The 15,981-nt window shown below is 45.4% G+C and carries 13 protein-coding genes; 2 read left to right on the plus strand and 11 right to left on the minus strand.

The window, feature by feature from the left end:
* Positions 1–3: 3 nt before the first annotated feature.
* Both clpP and tig read right to left on the minus strand, forming a co-directional pair.
* Positions 4–630 carry an ATP-dependent Clp endopeptidase proteolytic subunit ClpP gene (gene clpP / locus BS19_RS01660; RefSeq protein WP_038172938.1) on the minus strand — a complete coding sequence of 209 codons (627 nt, stop codon included), beginning with the start codon at positions 628–630 and terminating at the stop codon, positions 4–6.
* A 105-nt stretch (positions 631–735) separates the two neighbouring features.
* Entirely contained in the window at positions 736–2,040 is a 1,305-nt protein-coding gene (gene tig, locus BS19_RS01665; protein WP_038172939.1) for a trigger factor, read from the minus strand.
* A 505-nt stretch (positions 2,041–2,545) separates the two neighbouring features.
* Between tig and BS19_RS01670 the strand changes: the two genes are divergently transcribed.
* Together BS19_RS01670 and BS19_RS01675 are read left to right on the plus strand one after the other, a co-directional pair.
* On the plus strand, positions 2,546–4,333 hold the full coding sequence (locus BS19_RS01670) for an ATP-binding protein (RefSeq protein ID WP_038172940.1): 1,788 nt from the start codon (positions 2,546–2,548) through the stop codon (positions 4,331–4,333).
* Between the two features lie 12 nt (positions 4,334–4,345).
* Positions 4,346–5,689, plus strand: a complete 1,344-nt coding sequence (locus tag BS19_RS01675) for a sigma-54-dependent transcriptional regulator (RefSeq protein ID WP_038172941.1) — start codon at positions 4,346–4,348, stop codon at positions 5,687–5,689.
* A 74-nt stretch (positions 5,690–5,763) separates the two neighbouring features.
* On the opposite strand, the gene BS19_RS01680 is transcribed toward BS19_RS01675, so the two are convergent.
* From BS19_RS01680 to BS19_RS01720, 9 genes are all read right to left on the minus strand, one after another.
* The gene (locus BS19_RS01680; RefSeq protein ID WP_038172942.1) at positions 5,764–7,125 is read right to left on the minus strand and encodes a TRAP transporter large permease; all 1,362 of its coding nucleotides are present in this window, start codon (positions 7,123–7,125) and stop codon (positions 5,764–5,766) included.
* Between the two features lie 3 nt (positions 7,126–7,128).
* On the minus strand, positions 7,129–7,797 hold the full coding sequence (locus BS19_RS01685; RefSeq protein WP_038172943.1) for a TRAP transporter small permease: 669 nt from the start codon (positions 7,795–7,797) through the stop codon (positions 7,129–7,131).
* A 91-nt stretch (positions 7,798–7,888) separates the two neighbouring features.
* Positions 7,889–8,884: a TRAP transporter substrate-binding protein gene (locus tag BS19_RS01690; RefSeq protein WP_038172944.1), complete on the minus strand. Its 996-nt coding sequence runs from the start codon at positions 8,882–8,884 to the stop codon at positions 7,889–7,891.
* 412 nt (positions 8,885–9,296) lie between these two features.
* Positions 9,297–10,412, minus strand: coding sequence for an ABC transporter ATP-binding protein (locus tag BS19_RS01695; protein ID WP_038172945.1), 1,116 nt, complete (start codon positions 10,410–10,412; stop codon positions 9,297–9,299).
* A gap of 5 nt (positions 10,413–10,417) precedes the next feature.
* Complete coding sequence (locus BS19_RS01700) at positions 10,418–11,275, minus strand: carbohydrate ABC transporter permease (protein WP_038172946.1); 858 nt, start codon at positions 11,273–11,275, stop codon at positions 10,418–10,420.
* Positions 11,272–12,195: a carbohydrate ABC transporter permease gene (locus BS19_RS01705; RefSeq protein ID WP_038172947.1), complete on the minus strand. Its 924-nt coding sequence runs from the start codon at positions 12,193–12,195 to the stop codon at positions 11,272–11,274. The genes BS19_RS01700 and BS19_RS01705 overlap by 4 nt, the downstream gene beginning before the upstream one ends.
* A 113-nt stretch (positions 12,196–12,308) precedes the next feature.
* Positions 12,309–13,556 (minus strand): ABC transporter substrate-binding protein, encoded by a 1,248-nt coding sequence (locus BS19_RS01710; RefSeq protein ID WP_038172948.1) that lies wholly within the window; start codon positions 13,554–13,556, stop codon positions 12,309–12,311.
* A gap of 157 nt (positions 13,557–13,713) precedes the next feature.
* On the minus strand, positions 13,714–15,174 hold the full coding sequence (locus BS19_RS01715) for an ATP-binding protein (RefSeq protein WP_038172949.1): 1,461 nt from the start codon (positions 15,172–15,174) through the stop codon (positions 13,714–13,716).
* Positions 15,167–15,889, minus strand: a complete 723-nt coding sequence (locus BS19_RS01720) for a response regulator (protein ID WP_038172950.1) — start codon at positions 15,887–15,889, stop codon at positions 15,167–15,169. The genes BS19_RS01715 and BS19_RS01720 overlap by 8 nt, the downstream gene beginning before the upstream one ends.
* Positions 15,890–15,981: the final 92 nt, after the last annotated feature.

The following is a 15,981-nucleotide window of genomic DNA, read 5'->3' on the forward strand; positions in this document are numbered from 1 at the left end:
TAGTTATTCGCCGCGTTGAGTCAGAATTGCATCGACTAAACCGTATTCCACAGCTTGATCTGCTGCCATAAAGTTATCGCGGTCAGTATCACGCTCAATCACTTCTAGTGGCTGGCCGGTATGCTCAGCAAGAAGTTTATTGAGTCTTTGTTTAATGGTCAGAATTTCTTGGGCATGGATCTGGATATCAGATGCCTGACCTTGGAAACCACCCAATGGTTGGTGAATCATCACACGTGAATTAGGTAAAACGTAACGCTTACCTTGAGCACCACCTGCGAGCAGGAAAGCGCCCATTGAACAAGCTTGTCCCATACAAACCGTGCTTACATTTGGCTTAATAAACTGCATGGTGTCGTAAATAGACATACCTGCTGTTACGCTGCCACCTGGCGAGTTAATGTAGAGGAAAATGTCTTTGTCTGGGTTTTCAGATTCAAGGAAAAGTAGTTGAGCCACGACAAGATTTGCCATCTGATCTTCTACTTGACCGGTTAGGAATATGACACGTTCTTTAAGCAAACGAGAGTAAATGTCGTAAGAACGTTCACCACGGGAAGTCTGTTCAACCACCATTGGTACTAGCGCGTCTAAAATTGGTGACATTGCATTTTTTTCTTGGTAGCTCATATTGTTATGTCCCTAAAATAAATGGCCCGGATGAAATATTTCATACGGACCATTGTTAGCAGAATAGTTAACGCTAAGTCAACCTTCTAAGCACTATATTGCTTATTACGCTGCTGGCTGCTGGTTCATTAGCTCGTTGAAGCTAACGGCCGCTTCAGTCACCTGAGCTTTAGCAATGATAGCGTCAATCGCTTGCTCTTCAAGAGCAACGTTACGCATGTTGTTCATCATTTGCTCGTTTTGCTCGTAGTAAGCAACGACTTCTGCTGGATCTTCGTATGCTGTTGCCATCTCTTCGATGATAGCTTTAACTTTTTCGTCGTCCGCTTTTAGCTCTTCAGACTTGATCACTTCACCTAGAAGCAGACCAACAACTACGCGACGTTTAGCTTGCTCTTCGAACAATTCGCGTGGAAGCTGCGCTGCTGCTTCAGGGTTGCCGCCAAAGCGTTGCGCAGCTTGCTGACGTAGGGTACCGATCTCTTGATCGATAAGTGCAGTAGGAACGTCGATGTCGTTCTCTTTCACTAGGCCGTCAAGCGCTTGCTCTTTGATACGGTTTTTGATCGCTTGCTTAAGCTCACGTTCCATGTTCTTACGAACTTCTGCTTTAAGTGCATCAATACCACCTTCAGCAACACCGAACTTAGAAACAAACTCGTCGTTTAGTTCTGGTAGCTCACGCGCTTCAACTTTGTTTACTTTGATAGCAAACTTAGCCGCTTTACCTTTTAGGTTTTCAGCGTGGTAATCTTCAGGGAATGTCACATCGATTTCGAATTCCATACCAGCAGTCTTACCTGCGATACCATCTTCAAAACCTGGGATCATACGACCTGCACCCATTTCTAGTGGGAAGTTTTCAGCTTTTCCGCCTTCAAACTCTTCACCGTCAATAGAACCAACGAAATCAATTGTTGCACGCTTGCCTTCGCCAGCGGCTTCTTCAACTTCAACCCAAGCAGCTTGCTGCTTGCGAAGTGTGTCGATCATCTCTTCAACGTCAGCATCTTGAACTTCAGTTGTTGGTTTTTCAACAGTGATCTTATCAAGACCTTTCAGCTCAACTTCTGGGTAAACTTCAAAAGTTGCAGTGAACACTAGGTCTTGACCTTCATTGTTCTCTACTGGAGCGAAAGCTGGAGCGCCTGCTGGGTTGATTTTTTCTTTAACGATCGCTTCGATGAAGTGACGTTGCATTACTTCGCCCATCACGTCTTGACGTACTGCTTTGCCGTACATCTGCGCAACCATTTTTAGCGGCACTTTGCCTTTACGGAAACCATCGAAACGACGGTTTTTTGCGATGTTGCGTAGTTCAGCTGTTACAGCATCTTCGATGTTTGCAGCAGGAACAGTAATGTTTAGACGGCGCTGTAGGCCCTCTAGCGTTTCAACAGTAACTTGCATTATTCATTAACCTCAAAACTGGCTCAGATTACTGAGCTTATGTGCTCCACTCGTGTTATAGAGAGAACCCATCCTTGTATGTACTCTATGAGTACTCTTCATAAATCGAGTATCGGAAACTAAGCCATCTTAGTTACCGGACTAATCAGCGATATCTTCTCGAACAATCGTCGCTAAAGGTATCTCCGATTAGCCTCAGGATTAAAAATTTAGACGCAGCATTCTACCGAGCAGATCGATAGCTGTCGAGCCGATCGCTGAGATCGCCACGCGATAACCCTAAAAACTCACTTAACTGCTAAAAAAAACACCAATTACGGTTTCTTTGCACTCAGAAATGGGGACATTAAAGTCTTTTTCAAGAGAAACTAATGTTTTTTTTGAGTTTAAAGACAAAAGTAGATCTAAGTCCGGTTTTATCCCTCAATTTATCAATGCACCTAAACACATTTGTAACAAAACCCTTTACGCTATAGCCAGTTAAAGAAGTCATTCAGGGATTGAAATGCTAACGTTTCGTCGCAGCAAATTTACTCTACTAGTGCTGTACGTTTTTGTCGTTATCGGTGGCTCAAGTTGGTTTTGGCAATCAAGTGAAAACAGGCAGTTAGCAAACCATCAAGAACAACTAGAACGTTTTGCTGAGTACATTTCTAGTAAACTCGATAAGTATGCGCATTTACCGCAGTTGATCGCCAAAGACCCCGCTCTAGTTGCCGCTCTCCAGTCGCCCAACAATACGGCGCAGATAGAGTTGACCAACCGCTTTCTTGAGCAGGTTAATCAAATCATCCAATCGACGGACGCTTACCTGCTTGATGAGTATGGCAATACCATTGCGTCAAGCAACTGGAACCTTGAGCGATCGTTCTTGGGGCGGAATTACGCTTGGCGACCTTACTTTTCAGACGCTATCCAAGGGCAGCGCAGTCAATATTTTGCGCTCGGTTCAAGCTCCAAACAACGCGGCTACTATTTCTCTTATCCCGTCACCTACGCGGCGGAAATCATTGGCGTCATCGTAATTAAGACAGATCTCACTGCGATTGAGGCCAATTGGCAAAATAGAACCAATATCTTCGTCGCTACCGACGCCAATAATGTCATCTTTATGTCAAGCAATGACGACTGGTTGTTTAAAAGTTTAACCCCTCTGTCTGAACAGGATCGTTTGACTATTCTTAACAGTCGCCAGTACTTAGATAAACCAATTCGTTCAATGAATCTTATTGGAGATATAAGCCAAGAGCATGCTGAGTTAAAAAACCCGACGGCCTCTGGGTTTGAAAATGACTACTTAGTCTCTTCACGTCCATTAAGTAAACACCCACTGACCTTACGTGTACTGAGTTCGAAATCCATTTTGGTTTGGAACTCATTAAGCTTTGCTTTAGTAACCAGCTTGCTGTTTGTCATCGCCTACCTTTCACTGCAACTTGCCTACCAACGCCAGTTAAAAAAACGTCAGTTCGAGCAGTTACAATCAGAGGCCAGACAAAAACTTGAGTTTTTGGTGATGGAGCGTACTTCAGAATTACAAGCGGAAATTCATGAACGAGTCAAAACCGAGCAAGCATTACGTCAGACACAAAACGAACTAATCCAAGCGGCCAAACTGGCGGTATTAGGGCAAATGTCGGCGAGTATTAGCCACGAGTTGAATAATCCTCTCGCCGCAATTCGCAGTTTCGCCGACAATGCTCGACGCTTTCTGGTTAAGCAAAGTTATGATCGCGTCGATGATAATTTAATGCGCATCTCGGCATTGACCGATAGAATGGCAAAGATCAGTAATCAACTGCGTTCATTTGCCAAAAAGAGTGACAGTAACGAAATAAGCCAGCTTGATGTCTCTCCGTTGATCATCGCTGCCAAAGAACTGCTCAGCGCGCAATTTAAAGCCGAACAAACTGAGTTGACGTTACAGCTTGGCGATCCACTACCAGAGGTAGTGCTCAACCCAATTCAATTTGAGCAAGTGTTGATTAATCTCATCACCAATGCGCTGCAAGCCGTGACACAACAAAGTCATAAGCAGGTCGTTATCTCGACCCAACAACGAGATCAACAGCTGTGTATTTATGTCGATGACAACGGTCCTGGGATTCCGTTTAACCAACGAGCCCAACTGTTTGAGCCCTTCTACACCACCAAGAAAAATGGTTTAGGGCTTGGTTTATCGATCTCACAACAGATCATGCAAGCCATGAATGGCCGCCTGCAAGTCAATGAATCACCATTAGGTGGCGCGCGTTTTATTATTTCACTGCCGCTGAACACCGAACAAGCGTAACAAGGAACACCGATGTACGATGTAATATTCATCGATGACGAGGGCGACATTCGTCTCGCCATTGAACAAAGCTTTGAACTTGAAGAGATCTCAGCGCGATTTTTCGCCAGTGCCGAAGACGCCCTATTGGCGATTAAAATCGATGGACTGCCAAAGGTTGTGATTACAGACATCTGTCTGCCTGGTCTTTCTGGCGAGAACATGTTGTCGAGCATTTTGCACCAAGATGCAGATATTCCGGTGATCTTAATTACTGGTCACGGCGACATCTCGATGGCGGTAAATGCCCTACAAAACGGCGCTTATGATTTCATTGAAAAACCATTTCCGATTGATCGCCTGATAGACACGACCCGACGCGCCTTAGAAAAACGTGAGCTGACAATAGAGAACCAAGAGCTAAAACGTAGCTTGAAAGCGAGTCAGGCGTTAGGCCCGCGAATTATTGGTGACACACCATCAATTCAGGCGTTGCGCGATACCATCATCCATATCGCCGACACCAGTGCCGACATTTTACTGTTTGGCGAGACCGGAACCGGGAAAGAGCTGTTTGCCCGCTCGATTCACGAACAAAGCTCTCGTCGCGACAATAATTTTGTCGCGATTAACTGCGGCGCAGTTCCAGAAAACCTGATTGAAAGCGAGCTATACGGCCATGAAAAAGGCGCATTCACTGGCGCAGACAATCAACGTATTGGCAAATTTGAACATGCGCAAGGCGGAACACTGTTCTTAGATGAGATTGAGTCAATGCCGATGCAAGCACAAATTCGTCTGCTGCGGGTATTACAAGAGCGTGTGATTGAACGCGTTGGCTCTAATGAACTGATCCCGATTGATATCCGAGTGATTGCGGCGACCAAGGTTGATCTTAAACAAGCCGCAAGTGAAGGGCTCTTTCGCGAAGATCTCTATTATCGCCTCAATGTTGTCACACTCGATTTACCGCCACTGAGACAACGTAAAGAAGACATCCCAACCTTATTCCATCACTTTTTGTTAGTGGCTGCCGCGCGCTATGGTAAATCAGCACCCGCGATAGAGGCGCAACAAATCCATCAGTTAATGAGCCACGACTGGCCGGGTAACGTGCGTGAACTGCGCAATGCAGCTGAACGTTTTGTTTTACTCGGTAGATTGTCGCAGTTCGATGGTCAACCTGAGCCAGAGAGCCACGATATGGGGCTGGCCGAACAGATGGCTGAGTTTGAAAAGAGTCTCATCGAACAAGCCTTAAACCATCACCAAGGCAGCATCAAGCAAACCATGCAGCAACTGCAACTCGCACGGAAAACTCTCTACGATAAAATGCAAAAATATGGGTTAGATAAAGATAACTACAAATCTGATTAACCAATGCCACATGCCAATAAAAAGCCCCGCAATGACATCATTGCGGGGCTTTTTATTACGTTTCTAATCAAACACTACTTGGTGATGATTTCTGGCCCCATCAGGGTGGTTGGTAGCCAGGTTGATACCCAAGGTACATAAGTCACAATGATCAAGAACAAGAACATCACTCCGACCCATGGCAATGCCGCTTTAACCACCTGCATCATCGACATTTTGGCCACCCCAGCGGTGACAAACAAGTTGAGCCCCACTGGCGGCGTTATCATGCCAATCTCCATATTGACCACCATCATGATACCAAGGTGAATAGGATCGATGCCCAGCGCAATCGCAATTGGGAACACCAGTGGAGCAACAATGATCAGCAGACCCGATGGTTCCATAAACTGACCGCCAATCAACAGTAGAACGTTGACCACAATGAGGAAAGTTATCGGCCCCAGTCCGGCCGATAACATCGACTCAGTAATCATCTGAGGGATGCGTTCTTCCGTCAGTACGTGCTTGAGAATCAAAGCATTAGCAATGATAAACAGCAACATAATGGTTAGCTTACCCGCATCGTACAGAGTCTGTTTTGTGTCTTTATGCACAAACGCTTGAACAACCTTGACCAGTGCAGGCTTGGTGTTTTTCTTATCGGAAAATGGTCCCATGTCTTTGTAGACAAAGTTAGCGATAAAGAATGAGTAAATGGCCGCAACGGCAGCAGCTTCGGTCGGGGTGAAAACACCACCGTAGATACCACCAAGAATAATGACCACCAGCAATAGACCCCAGCTGGCATCCTTTGCTGAATTAAACATTTCCTTCCAACCTACAAAGGGTTGTTTCGGTAGGTTCTTTACACGCGCCGCAATGTAGATAGCTATCATCAACATTACGCCCGCCAACAGGCCAGGAATCACGCCACCTAAGAACATACGACCTACGGATACATCCGTCGCCGCCGCATACACCACCATAACGATAGAAGGTGGAATCAAGATTCCTAGCGTCCCGGCATTACAAATAACTCCAGCCGCAAAATCTTTTGAATAGCCGTTTTTAATCATACCGGCGATAACAATACTACCGATAGCCACTACCGTTGCAGGAGATGACCCCGACAGCGCGGCAAACATCATACAGGCAACCACAGAGGCCATCGCGAGGCCGCCGCGGAACCAACCAACCATCGCGATGGCAAAGCGAATAATACGTTTCGCCACCCCACCAGTTGACATAAAACTTGAAGCGAGAATAAAAAATGGAATCGCGAGTAAAGTGTAGTGTCCGGCAAATGCATTGAATAAGGTTTGTGCCACTGACGCCAGTGACGCGTCAGAATGGATCATTAAGAACAAGACACTTGATAGACCCAATGACACCGCAATTGGTACACCGATCAGCATAAAGCCAATCACCATGATAAATAAGAATAAAATATCCATGGCTTAGCTCTCCTTGCTGTTATTGTTGTGTTTAGGTTCCATCGCCTCGCCCGCGTCTTTGAGTTCTTCTTTCCATGCTTCGAGTTCTTCTTCCGCTTCATGGCCAGCAATAAGACGATCAAGCTCGCCAGTCATGATCTGCCAAGTGGCTTGTGCAAAACGTAATGTCAGCAACGCCATACCGATCGGCAGCGCCATATAAGGAATAAAACGTGGCAGTTTTTCGTAACGCTCGCCTTCATTAAGCCAATCCGCCATAAATTGCAGTATCTCTGGCATCGGAATATCGTCGGTTTCATACCACGCACGCTCGGTCGCAAAGGGATACCAATAGTTCCATGAGCCAATCAGCAGTAGAATAGAAAAGGTCAAACAACCAGCGGCAGCGGCGAGAGCGTAGATTTTGCGCAGTTTCTCTGGCGCGAGGTTGATAATGACATCAACGCCGATGTGGAAATGCTTTTTCACTCCGTATGATGCGCCAACCAGCACCATCCAAGCGAACATAAAGACCGTTAGTTCCAACGCCCATAAAATGTTGTCATTAAAGACATAGCGAAACACAACGTTAGCAAAAGTGAGCAAGGTCATCGCTCCTAAGAAAAACGCGATCAGAGTTTCCTCGATTGCGTCCGTCACCTTCCCGATTCTGGCAAAAATAGACTGTTCCATAAGTTTCTTCACTTTATCGCAGTTCAAATAAAGGCCCTCCTCCCGAACAAGAGGGCCAATAGTTAGAGATCGTTATAATTATTGTTGGTAATTACTGGTTCGACGCCAATGCGGCTTCGATTAAGTCTGAACCAATGTCTTTCTCAAACTTCTTCCACACGGGTTGAAGTGCTGTCACCCATTCTTGACGCTGTTCAGCAGTCAAAGAACGAACTACACCGCCGGCTTCAATAATATTGTTCTTGTTGGCAAGATTAACCTTCGAAGACTCTGCGTTACGTGCTTCGGTAACTTCTTGAATGATGTTACCAAGTTGACGACGCTGATCTTCAGGTAGCCCTTTCCAAAAATCTTTAGACGTCACCACAAGGTAATCCAAGATGCCGTGGTTTGTTTCGGTAATGCCGTCCTGAACTTCGAAGAATTTTTTACCGTAGATGTTTGACCATGTGTTTTCTTGGCCATCGATAACTTTGGTTTGTAGACCACCGTAAACTTCTTTGAATGACATTTTCTGTGGGTTAGCACCAAGCTGTTCAAACTGAGCAACCAATACATCTGACGCCTGTACACGGAACTTGAGGCCTTTCGCATCTTCAGGAGAGATAAGTGGCTGGTTAGCCGACATCTGCTTCATGCCATTATGCCAAAACGCCAAGCCTTGAAGGCCACGGCGACGCATTGCATTCTTGAGCTTTTCACCTGCTTGTGAATTTTGGAAACGGTCAACCGCTTCAACATCTTCAAACAAGAAAGGCAGATCGAAGATACGGTATTTTTTAGTGAACTTTTCAAACTTTGACAAAGAAGGGGCAGCAAGTTGCACATCACCATTAAGCAGCGCTTCAAGTACTTTATCATCATCATAAAGCGTTGAGTTTGGGAAAACCTGCATACACATTTTTCCGTTCATCTCTTCGTTGACACGCTTTTCAAGTAATGAAGCCGCGATTCCTTTCGGGTGTTTATCTGTATTCGTTACATGGCTGAACTTGATGACCGTTTCACCCGGGTCACAGTTCGCCGCAGCATTAAAACTGGTCACAGCAAGAATTGAAGCAGATAGTAGGGTCAATGGCTTAAGCATTATTATTCTCCTTGTTAAATGAACAACCCCATCACTGGGTGTTGATATTTATATAAGGGCAATAACCAAGCCAAGTTAGAAAAAAGACAATTAATACCTACAAATCAATAATTTATGAAAAACTCGCATTTTTGCGCTCTGTTTGAGATCACATCTTGCAACACAAATGGGTGGAAACCTACCCATCAAAAAAACCAAGACGGGTCAATTCACACATATTTAACAACTCCATAAAACAGATAAAACAAATGGCAGTCCGAAGACTGCCATTTTGGTAAATTGAGATAAGGTGAACATAAGGAGACGGGAATAGACACCTCAACTCACAAGAACGTGATACTTATTTCACGCGTTAATTTAAGAATAGTCGACTTTAGTTATTTTACTAACAATTTAATCAATAATATTACCGTTAGTGAAACTCGATTCGCTGCTCGGTACTCGCATCAAAAAACACCGCTTTAGAGAGGTCAAAATGCAGTGGCGCAACTTGACCAGCCCTGACATCCAGTTCCGGAGAGAGTCGACATGCCACTTCTTGCTGATTCACTTTGATCATCGCAATGGTATCTGGTCCAGTCGGTTCAAGAACCTCTAACGTTAGATCTAACTGTGTGGTTGCACTAGAGTCTGGATTTTCACTGTCAGTGATATGCTCGGGGCGCAAACCAATCACAATCTCTTTACCATCTTGATCGCGCATTGATGAAGGCAAATTGATGTGATGCTCCTGATCATTACCGCCTTTAACTTTGATCACCGGATTATCTTGTTCATCCAGATCAACCATGGTTTTGATAAAGTTCATCGATGGTGAGCCCATAAAGCCAGCAACAAACATATTATTGGGTTTATTGTAAATCTCTTGTGGCGTACCAAGCTGCTGCAGTTCGCCATCTTTCATCACCGCAATTCGGTCTGCTAAGGTCATTGCCTCAATCTGATCATGGGTCACATAAACGATGGTGGTATTGAGCTGTTGATGCAAACGCTTAATTTGATGACGCATCTCGACACGTAATTTTGCGTCGAGGTTAGACAAGGGTTCATCAAATAGGTAGAGCTTAGGTCGACGAGCGAGTGCACGCCCCATCGCGACACGCTGGCGCTGACCGCCAGACAGTTGCGAGGGTTTACGATCTAGCAAGTGTTCAATTTGCAACATGGTTGCCACGCGCTCGACTTCGGCGTCAATATCCGCTTGCGGCATCTTGCGGATTTTAAGACCAAACTCAATGTTACCGCGTACCGTCATATTGGGGTACAACGCGTAAGACTGAAACACCATCGCAATGTCTCGGTCTTTAGGTTCGATATCCGACACATCATTGCCATCAATAACAATTTCTCCGGAGCTGATACTTTCCAGCCCTGCAATGGTGTTCATCAATGTCGATTTACCACACCCTGATGGGCCAACAAGAATCAGAAATTCACCAGAATCAATATTAATATCGATACCTTTTAAGGTTTCTTGCTCCGCTTTGGGATAGGTTTTACGGATCTGTTTAAGTTCGAGTGTTGCCATGATAATTATCCTTTTACCGATCCAGCCGTTAGGCCGCGAACAAAATATTTTCCTGCTAAGGCATAAACTAATAGTGTTGGGAGTGCCGCGATGATGGCCGCGGCCATATCGACGTTATACTCTTTCACCCCGGTGCTGGTATTGACTAAGTTATTCAACGCGACCGTAATCGGTTGAGTTTCTGAACCTGAATAAACCACCCCAAACAGGAAGTCATTCCAAATTGCCGTGAACTGCCAAATCACCGTGACCATAATAATTGGCGTTGAAATAGGCAGTAATATCTTGAAGAAGATAGTAAAGAAACCTGCACCATCGAGCTTCGCCGCTTTAACCAGTTCATCAGGAATACTGATGTAGAAATTACGAAAGAACAGCGTGGTGAACGCCATACCATAGATAACATGGACAATAACCAACCCAGCGGTGGTATTTGCCAAGCCCAATTTGCCCAGTACTGTAGCCATTGGCAGCAAAATGACCTGAAACGGTATAAAGCAACCGAACAGCAGTAAACTAAAAAACAGGTTCGAACCACGGAACTGCCATTTGGTCACAACGTAACCATTGAAAGCACCGAGCAAGGTCGAAATAGCTACCGCTGGAATCACCATTTGAAATGAGTTCCAGAAATACCCTTTGATCCCTTCACATTTCACCCCTGTACAGGCCGTATCCCAAGCTTTAAACCATGCATCGAATACCCACTCTGTCGGCAAACTCATCAAGTTGCCCGCTTTAATATCGGGTAAAGTTTTGAATGAGGTGATCACCATAACAAACAACGGCATCAAGTAGACGACACAGAAAAAGGCCAGTGTTGAGTAAATAAACAGTCGAGAGAAATTGATACTGCGCATCATGATTTTTTCTCCCTCAATTCAGAATAGAGATATGGTACTAAAATCGCTAAAATCCCCGCCAACATCATCATCGCACTGGCAGCACCAAGCCCTATTTGACCTCGAGTAAAAGAGTGCGCATACATAAACAGGGCAGGCAAATCAGAAGAGTAACCCGGCCCACCAGCTGTCATCGCGGTGACTAAATCAAAGCTCTTAATCGCAATGTGTGAAGTAATAATGACGGCACTAAACACGACCGGTCTTAAACACGGCATGATGATGCGCCAGTAAATCGTTGGTAAGCTCGCGCCATCAATTTGCGCCGCCTTGATGATTGAAGAATCGATACCACGCAGTCCTGCTAAGAACATTGCCATCACAAAGCCTGATGATTGCCATACCGCCGCAATCACTAAGGTGTATACCGACATGTCTGAATTGACCAACCAATCAAACTTAAAGTCGCTAAACCCCCAATCTTGCACCAATTTCTCGATCCCTAAACCTGGGTTCAAAATCCATTTCCATGCGGTACCAGTGACAATAAAAGAGAGCGCCATTGGGTAAAGATAAATAGTTCGAATCGCCCCTTCTTGACGAATGTTTTGATCGAGTAATATGGCTAAGCCAATACCAAGCCCTATCGCGACAATCATAAACAACAGACCGAAAATGGCTAAGTTTGAAATTGAGGTGATCCAACGGTCGTTCTCCATCAGCTTTTCGTACTGGGCAATGCCGACGAAATTGAAGCTAGGAAGAAAACGAGAGTTGGTCATTGATAGTGCCGCCGTCCAGAAAATATAACCGTAGATACAAACTACGGTGACTAATACGGTCGGGGCCAGAACGATTTTCGGTAACCACAGCTGCAGTCGATCGGCGAGATTTGGCCTCGCCTTCGACTTATTCTGATGCCGATTTACAACATGCTCCATAACGAGTCCTTACGTCTAACAACCTCAGTCACATCCTGACTAGGTTTTAAAGGAAAGGGCGTACAGGCTCCCCACAAGCCTGCACGCCCTTTGGGGTGTCACTTTCGCGCCAATTAAATCGCCGCTTTGACCGCTTTGGCTAGCTTTTGTGCGGCTTGCTGTGGATCGGCATCGGCATCGTTAAAGAAGTTGGTTACGACATCGTAGATTGCACCTTGCGCATAACTGGTTGTTGCCAAACCATGAGCCATACTCGGCACGAGATCGCCTGAATTAGCGCTCGCTTTAAAGGTTTCCATTGAATCTAATGCACACTGGTCAAACTTAGCCATATCCATATCAAGACGAACTGGAATTGAGCCCTTATTGAGGTTAAATACCTCTTGGAACTCCTTAGTTAAGATGGTGCTGGCTAAATCTTGCTGCGCTTTTTGGTTGTCTTTATTGCTTAATTCAAAGAACGCAAAGCTATCGATGTTGAAAGTAAATTGACCCGCGGTACCTGGCGCTGGCGCACAAATGTAATCTTTACCCGGTACTTTGCCTGCGGCAGTAAATTCGCCTTTCGCCCAGTCACCCATGATTTGCATTGCAGCTTCACCATTGATGACCATTGATGTCGCAACGTTCCAGTCACGACCCGGTGAGTTGGCATCAACGTAGTCTCTAACTTTCTTAAACTTAGTGAATACTTCGACCATTTTGTCGCCAGACAACACGTCCATATCTAAATCAACGAACGCTTTGTTATAGTCTTCACTACCTAAGACATCGAGCGCGACCGCTTCGAACACTGTCGCGTCTTGCCATGGTTGACCACCATGAGCTAATGGAATAAAGCCTGCTGCTTTAATTTTTTCGGCAGCAGCGAAGAATTCATCTAAAGTCGTTGGCAACGTAACCCCAGCCTTGTTGAGTACCTCTGGGTTAGCCCACAGCCAGTTCACACGGTGTACGTTAACTGGTACTGCAACGTACTCTCCATCGAACTTCATCACCTTAGTGACCACTGACGGTAAGAACTCATCCCATTTCTGCTGTTTGGCGGTAGTGTCTAATGACGTTAGGAAGCCCAATCCGCCCCACTCTTGAATATCATGGCCTTTAATTTGCGCCGCTGAAGGTGGATTTCCCGATACTGCGCGCGTTTTTAGAACTGTCATTGCTGACTCACCACCGCCACCAGCAACGGCGAAGTCTTTCCATGTATGATTTTGCTCTTCGAGCATCTGTTTCAGCACGGCCGCAGATTTAGCTTCGCCGCCGGCTGTCCACCAGTGGAGCACTTCGACTTCACCTGCGTGAGCAACATTGGCTGCCGATAAGAGAGAGAGAGTAAGTAGGGTTTTATTTAGTTTCATTATTATCTTCCATGTATTGGATTAGACAGTTAGGCCAACGGCTAAATGGCCTTAAGCGTTCTTGCTTAAACTGTTTTGCTTAAACTCATTTGAGTCTACCCAATTGGAATTTTTTGATTGAAACAAACGGTAAATACAATGTAACACAAATGTTACATTACACCTCAAGCGTAGGAGGAACAAAGACTTGGGCGCGAAGACCACCAGTGCGTAAGTTATCAATAATGAGATCTCCACCATGTCCATGAAGAATATTACGACAGATCCCAAGACCTAAGCCGTGGCCATTATCATCATTTGCGAGTCGATAATAAGGTTCAAACACCGCTTCGAGTTGATCCTCGGCAATGCCGGGGCCACTGTCACAAATCGTAATCGTTACCCACTCTTCACTGACAACAATGCTGACTTCAGCTTGTTGGCCATACTTGACGGCGTTATCCACCAAATTACTGATCACCCGTTTAATCGCAAGTGGTTTAGCCACAATCGGTTCCAACGGTTGCGGCTTGAAACTCACTCGTGTTTGCTGCTGATTGTAAGGTTCAATGACACTAAAAATCATCTCGTTAAGATCAACGTAAGCATTATTTTCATGTAAGTCAGTATCACGAACGCACTGCAGTGCCCCTTTGACCATCATCTCAAGTTCATCCAGATCACGATTAAATTTATCACGTTTTACTTCACTGTCTAAAAGCTCGGCTCGCAATCTTAAACGAGTGATCGGGGTCTTTAAATCATGAGAAATCGCCGAAAAAAGGTGTTCTCTATCAGCGACATAACGGCGAATCCGCTGCTGCATACGGTTAAATGCTCGGGTCGCCATCACCAGTTCACTCGCGCCCTCCTCCTTTAATGGCGCTTGATCAATATCCATACTCATTTCATTCGCCGCTTTGGCCAAACGCTTAAGCGGCTTCACTTGGCGGCGAACTAACAAATAGGTTAAAAACAGTAAAATAGTGGTCGAGAAGATCAGAAACAGGACCTGCTCACGACCAATCAAGGTGTCATCTAGGGTCACATAAGGTGCTGGCAACAACGCGGCGATATACAGCCACTCATGACTCGCCAATTCTATCTGTACCACCAGAATGGGCGGATCAATCGGATTCAAGGTTAACGTATGATGCGCCCAAGACCTTGGTAAGTCGCTTAGGTAAATATCATTTTTTAATAAACGTAAATTTTCTGGCAAAGAAAAATCCACCGAAATGGTTTTGGCCTTAGGGATTTTTCTGACTAAGACCTGCTCTATCGCCTCAATAGAAGCCAGTTTTAACGGGGTATCTTTGATTGGGTCGACCACCAATTGCTCTTTATTGAATGAAACAAAAAAGCGCGTGCCGCCCATATTGCGGATTTGGTCGAGGACGATATGACGATATTTCACCGGTAACGATTGAAAAAAGTTCACCGTTGACGAGAACATGTTGGCCATGCTCTGCGAAGCATCGTGAATTCCGGCTAGCTCTCGGTGTCTCGATTCAGAGTACCAGATCGTGGTTGCGACACCTTGCGCGAGTATCACGGCCAATAAGGTTAAGCCTAAGGTGCGACTCACTAAAGAGTTGAGCTTAAATGTGCGAATCGTACGCCACCAACGATTACTCATGGTTAACTGGAACACAGAGCAAGTAGCCATTGCCACGCATGGTCTTAATATAATGAGGGTACTTAGCACTATCGCCTAACCTTTGGCGTAAGCGGCTTAGCTGTACATCGATACCACGTTCAAACGGCAGGGCTTCTCTTCCACGGGTGGCAAACGAGATAGTGTCACGATCCAACACTTGATTGGGTCGTTTAAGAAACAGCATCAATAGTGCAAAGTCACTGCCAGATAAGTCATGGGATTGCTGAGTGTCGAGGTGAGTGATGCGATGGGCTAAGGTATCAAGTCGCCAATCACCAAACATAATCGCTTTTGCACTGGCAATATTTGCTGCCTCATCTGCCCCGCTGTTGACTCGCCTCAGCACCGCTTTAATTCGTGCGGTTAGATGACGCGGATTAAACGGCTTGGCAATATAGTCATCCGCACCAATTTCTAAACCGATGATCTGGTCGGTATCATCCGATACTGCCGTCAGCATAATGATCGGTACAGAAGAGCGGCGGCGTATCTGCTGGCAAAGCGCAAAGCCGTCGTCACCGGGTAACATGACATCCAATAAAATCAGATCAGGAAAGCCATGCTGTTCCAAGTAGGCATTCATCTGAATGCCATCATTGACCGCCGAGACGACGTAGCCTTGTTTCGCTAAATATTCTTCCAACAATTCACAAATTTCTTGATCATCATCGACGACGAGAATTTTTGCCGACATATCTCCATCCATTGCGATACGTTATTAATAACTGCTGCGAGTGTAATCGGTTCCAAATGTGATTCTTATGCAAGAATGGTAATAATTTGAAC

Source organism: Vibrio pacinii DSM 19139 (genome assembly GCF_000711795.1).
Lineage (GTDB): Bacteria > Pseudomonadota > Gammaproteobacteria > Enterobacterales > Vibrionaceae > Vibrio > Vibrio pacinii.

What these genes read in the sequence shown, in the direction of transcription:
- BS19_RS01705 (WP_038172947.1), bottom strand. Translation starts at nt 12,195, where the DNA reads ATGGAGCATGTTGTAAATCGGCATCAGAATAAGTCGAAGGCGAGGCCA.
- BS19_RS01675 (WP_038172941.1), top strand. Translation starts at nt 4,346, where the DNA reads ATGTACGATGTAATATTCATCGATGACGAGGGCGACATTCGTCTCGCC.
- BS19_RS01695 (WP_038172945.1), bottom strand. Translation starts at nt 10,412, where the DNA reads ATGGCAACACTCGAACTTAAACAGATCCGTAAAACCTATCCCAAAGCG.
- BS19_RS01685 (WP_038172943.1), bottom strand. Translation starts at nt 7,797, where the DNA reads ATGGAACAGTCTATTTTTGCCAGAATCGGGAAGGTGACGGACGCAATC.
- BS19_RS01720 (WP_038172950.1), bottom strand. Translation starts at nt 15,889, where the DNA reads ATGTCGGCAAAAATTCTCGTCGTCGATGATGATCAAGAAATTTGTGAA.
- BS19_RS01700 (WP_038172946.1), bottom strand. Translation starts at nt 11,275, where the DNA reads ATGATGCGCAGTATCAATTTCTCTCGACTGTTTATTTACTCAACACTG.
- BS19_RS01710 (WP_038172948.1), bottom strand. Translation starts at nt 13,556, where the DNA reads ATGAAACTAAATAAAACCCTACTTACTCTCTCTCTCTTATCGGCAGCC.
- tig (WP_038172939.1), bottom strand. Translation starts at nt 2,040, where the DNA reads ATGCAAGTTACTGTTGAAACGCTAGAGGGCCTACAGCGCCGTCTAAAC.
- BS19_RS01690 (WP_038172944.1), bottom strand. Translation starts at nt 8,884, where the DNA reads ATGCTTAAGCCATTGACCCTACTATCTGCTTCAATTCTTGCTGTGACC.
- clpP (WP_038172938.1), bottom strand. Translation starts at nt 630, where the DNA reads ATGAGCTACCAAGAAAAAAATGCAATGTCACCAATTTTAGACGCGCTA.
- BS19_RS01715 (WP_038172949.1), bottom strand. Translation starts at nt 15,174, where the DNA reads ATGAGTAATCGTTGGTGGCGTACGATTCGCACATTTAAGCTCAACTCT.
- BS19_RS01670 (WP_038172940.1), top strand. Translation starts at nt 2,546, where the DNA reads ATGCTAACGTTTCGTCGCAGCAAATTTACTCTACTAGTGCTGTACGTT.
- BS19_RS01680 (WP_038172942.1), bottom strand. Translation starts at nt 7,125, where the DNA reads ATGGATATTTTATTCTTATTTATCATGGTGATTGGCTTTATGCTGATC.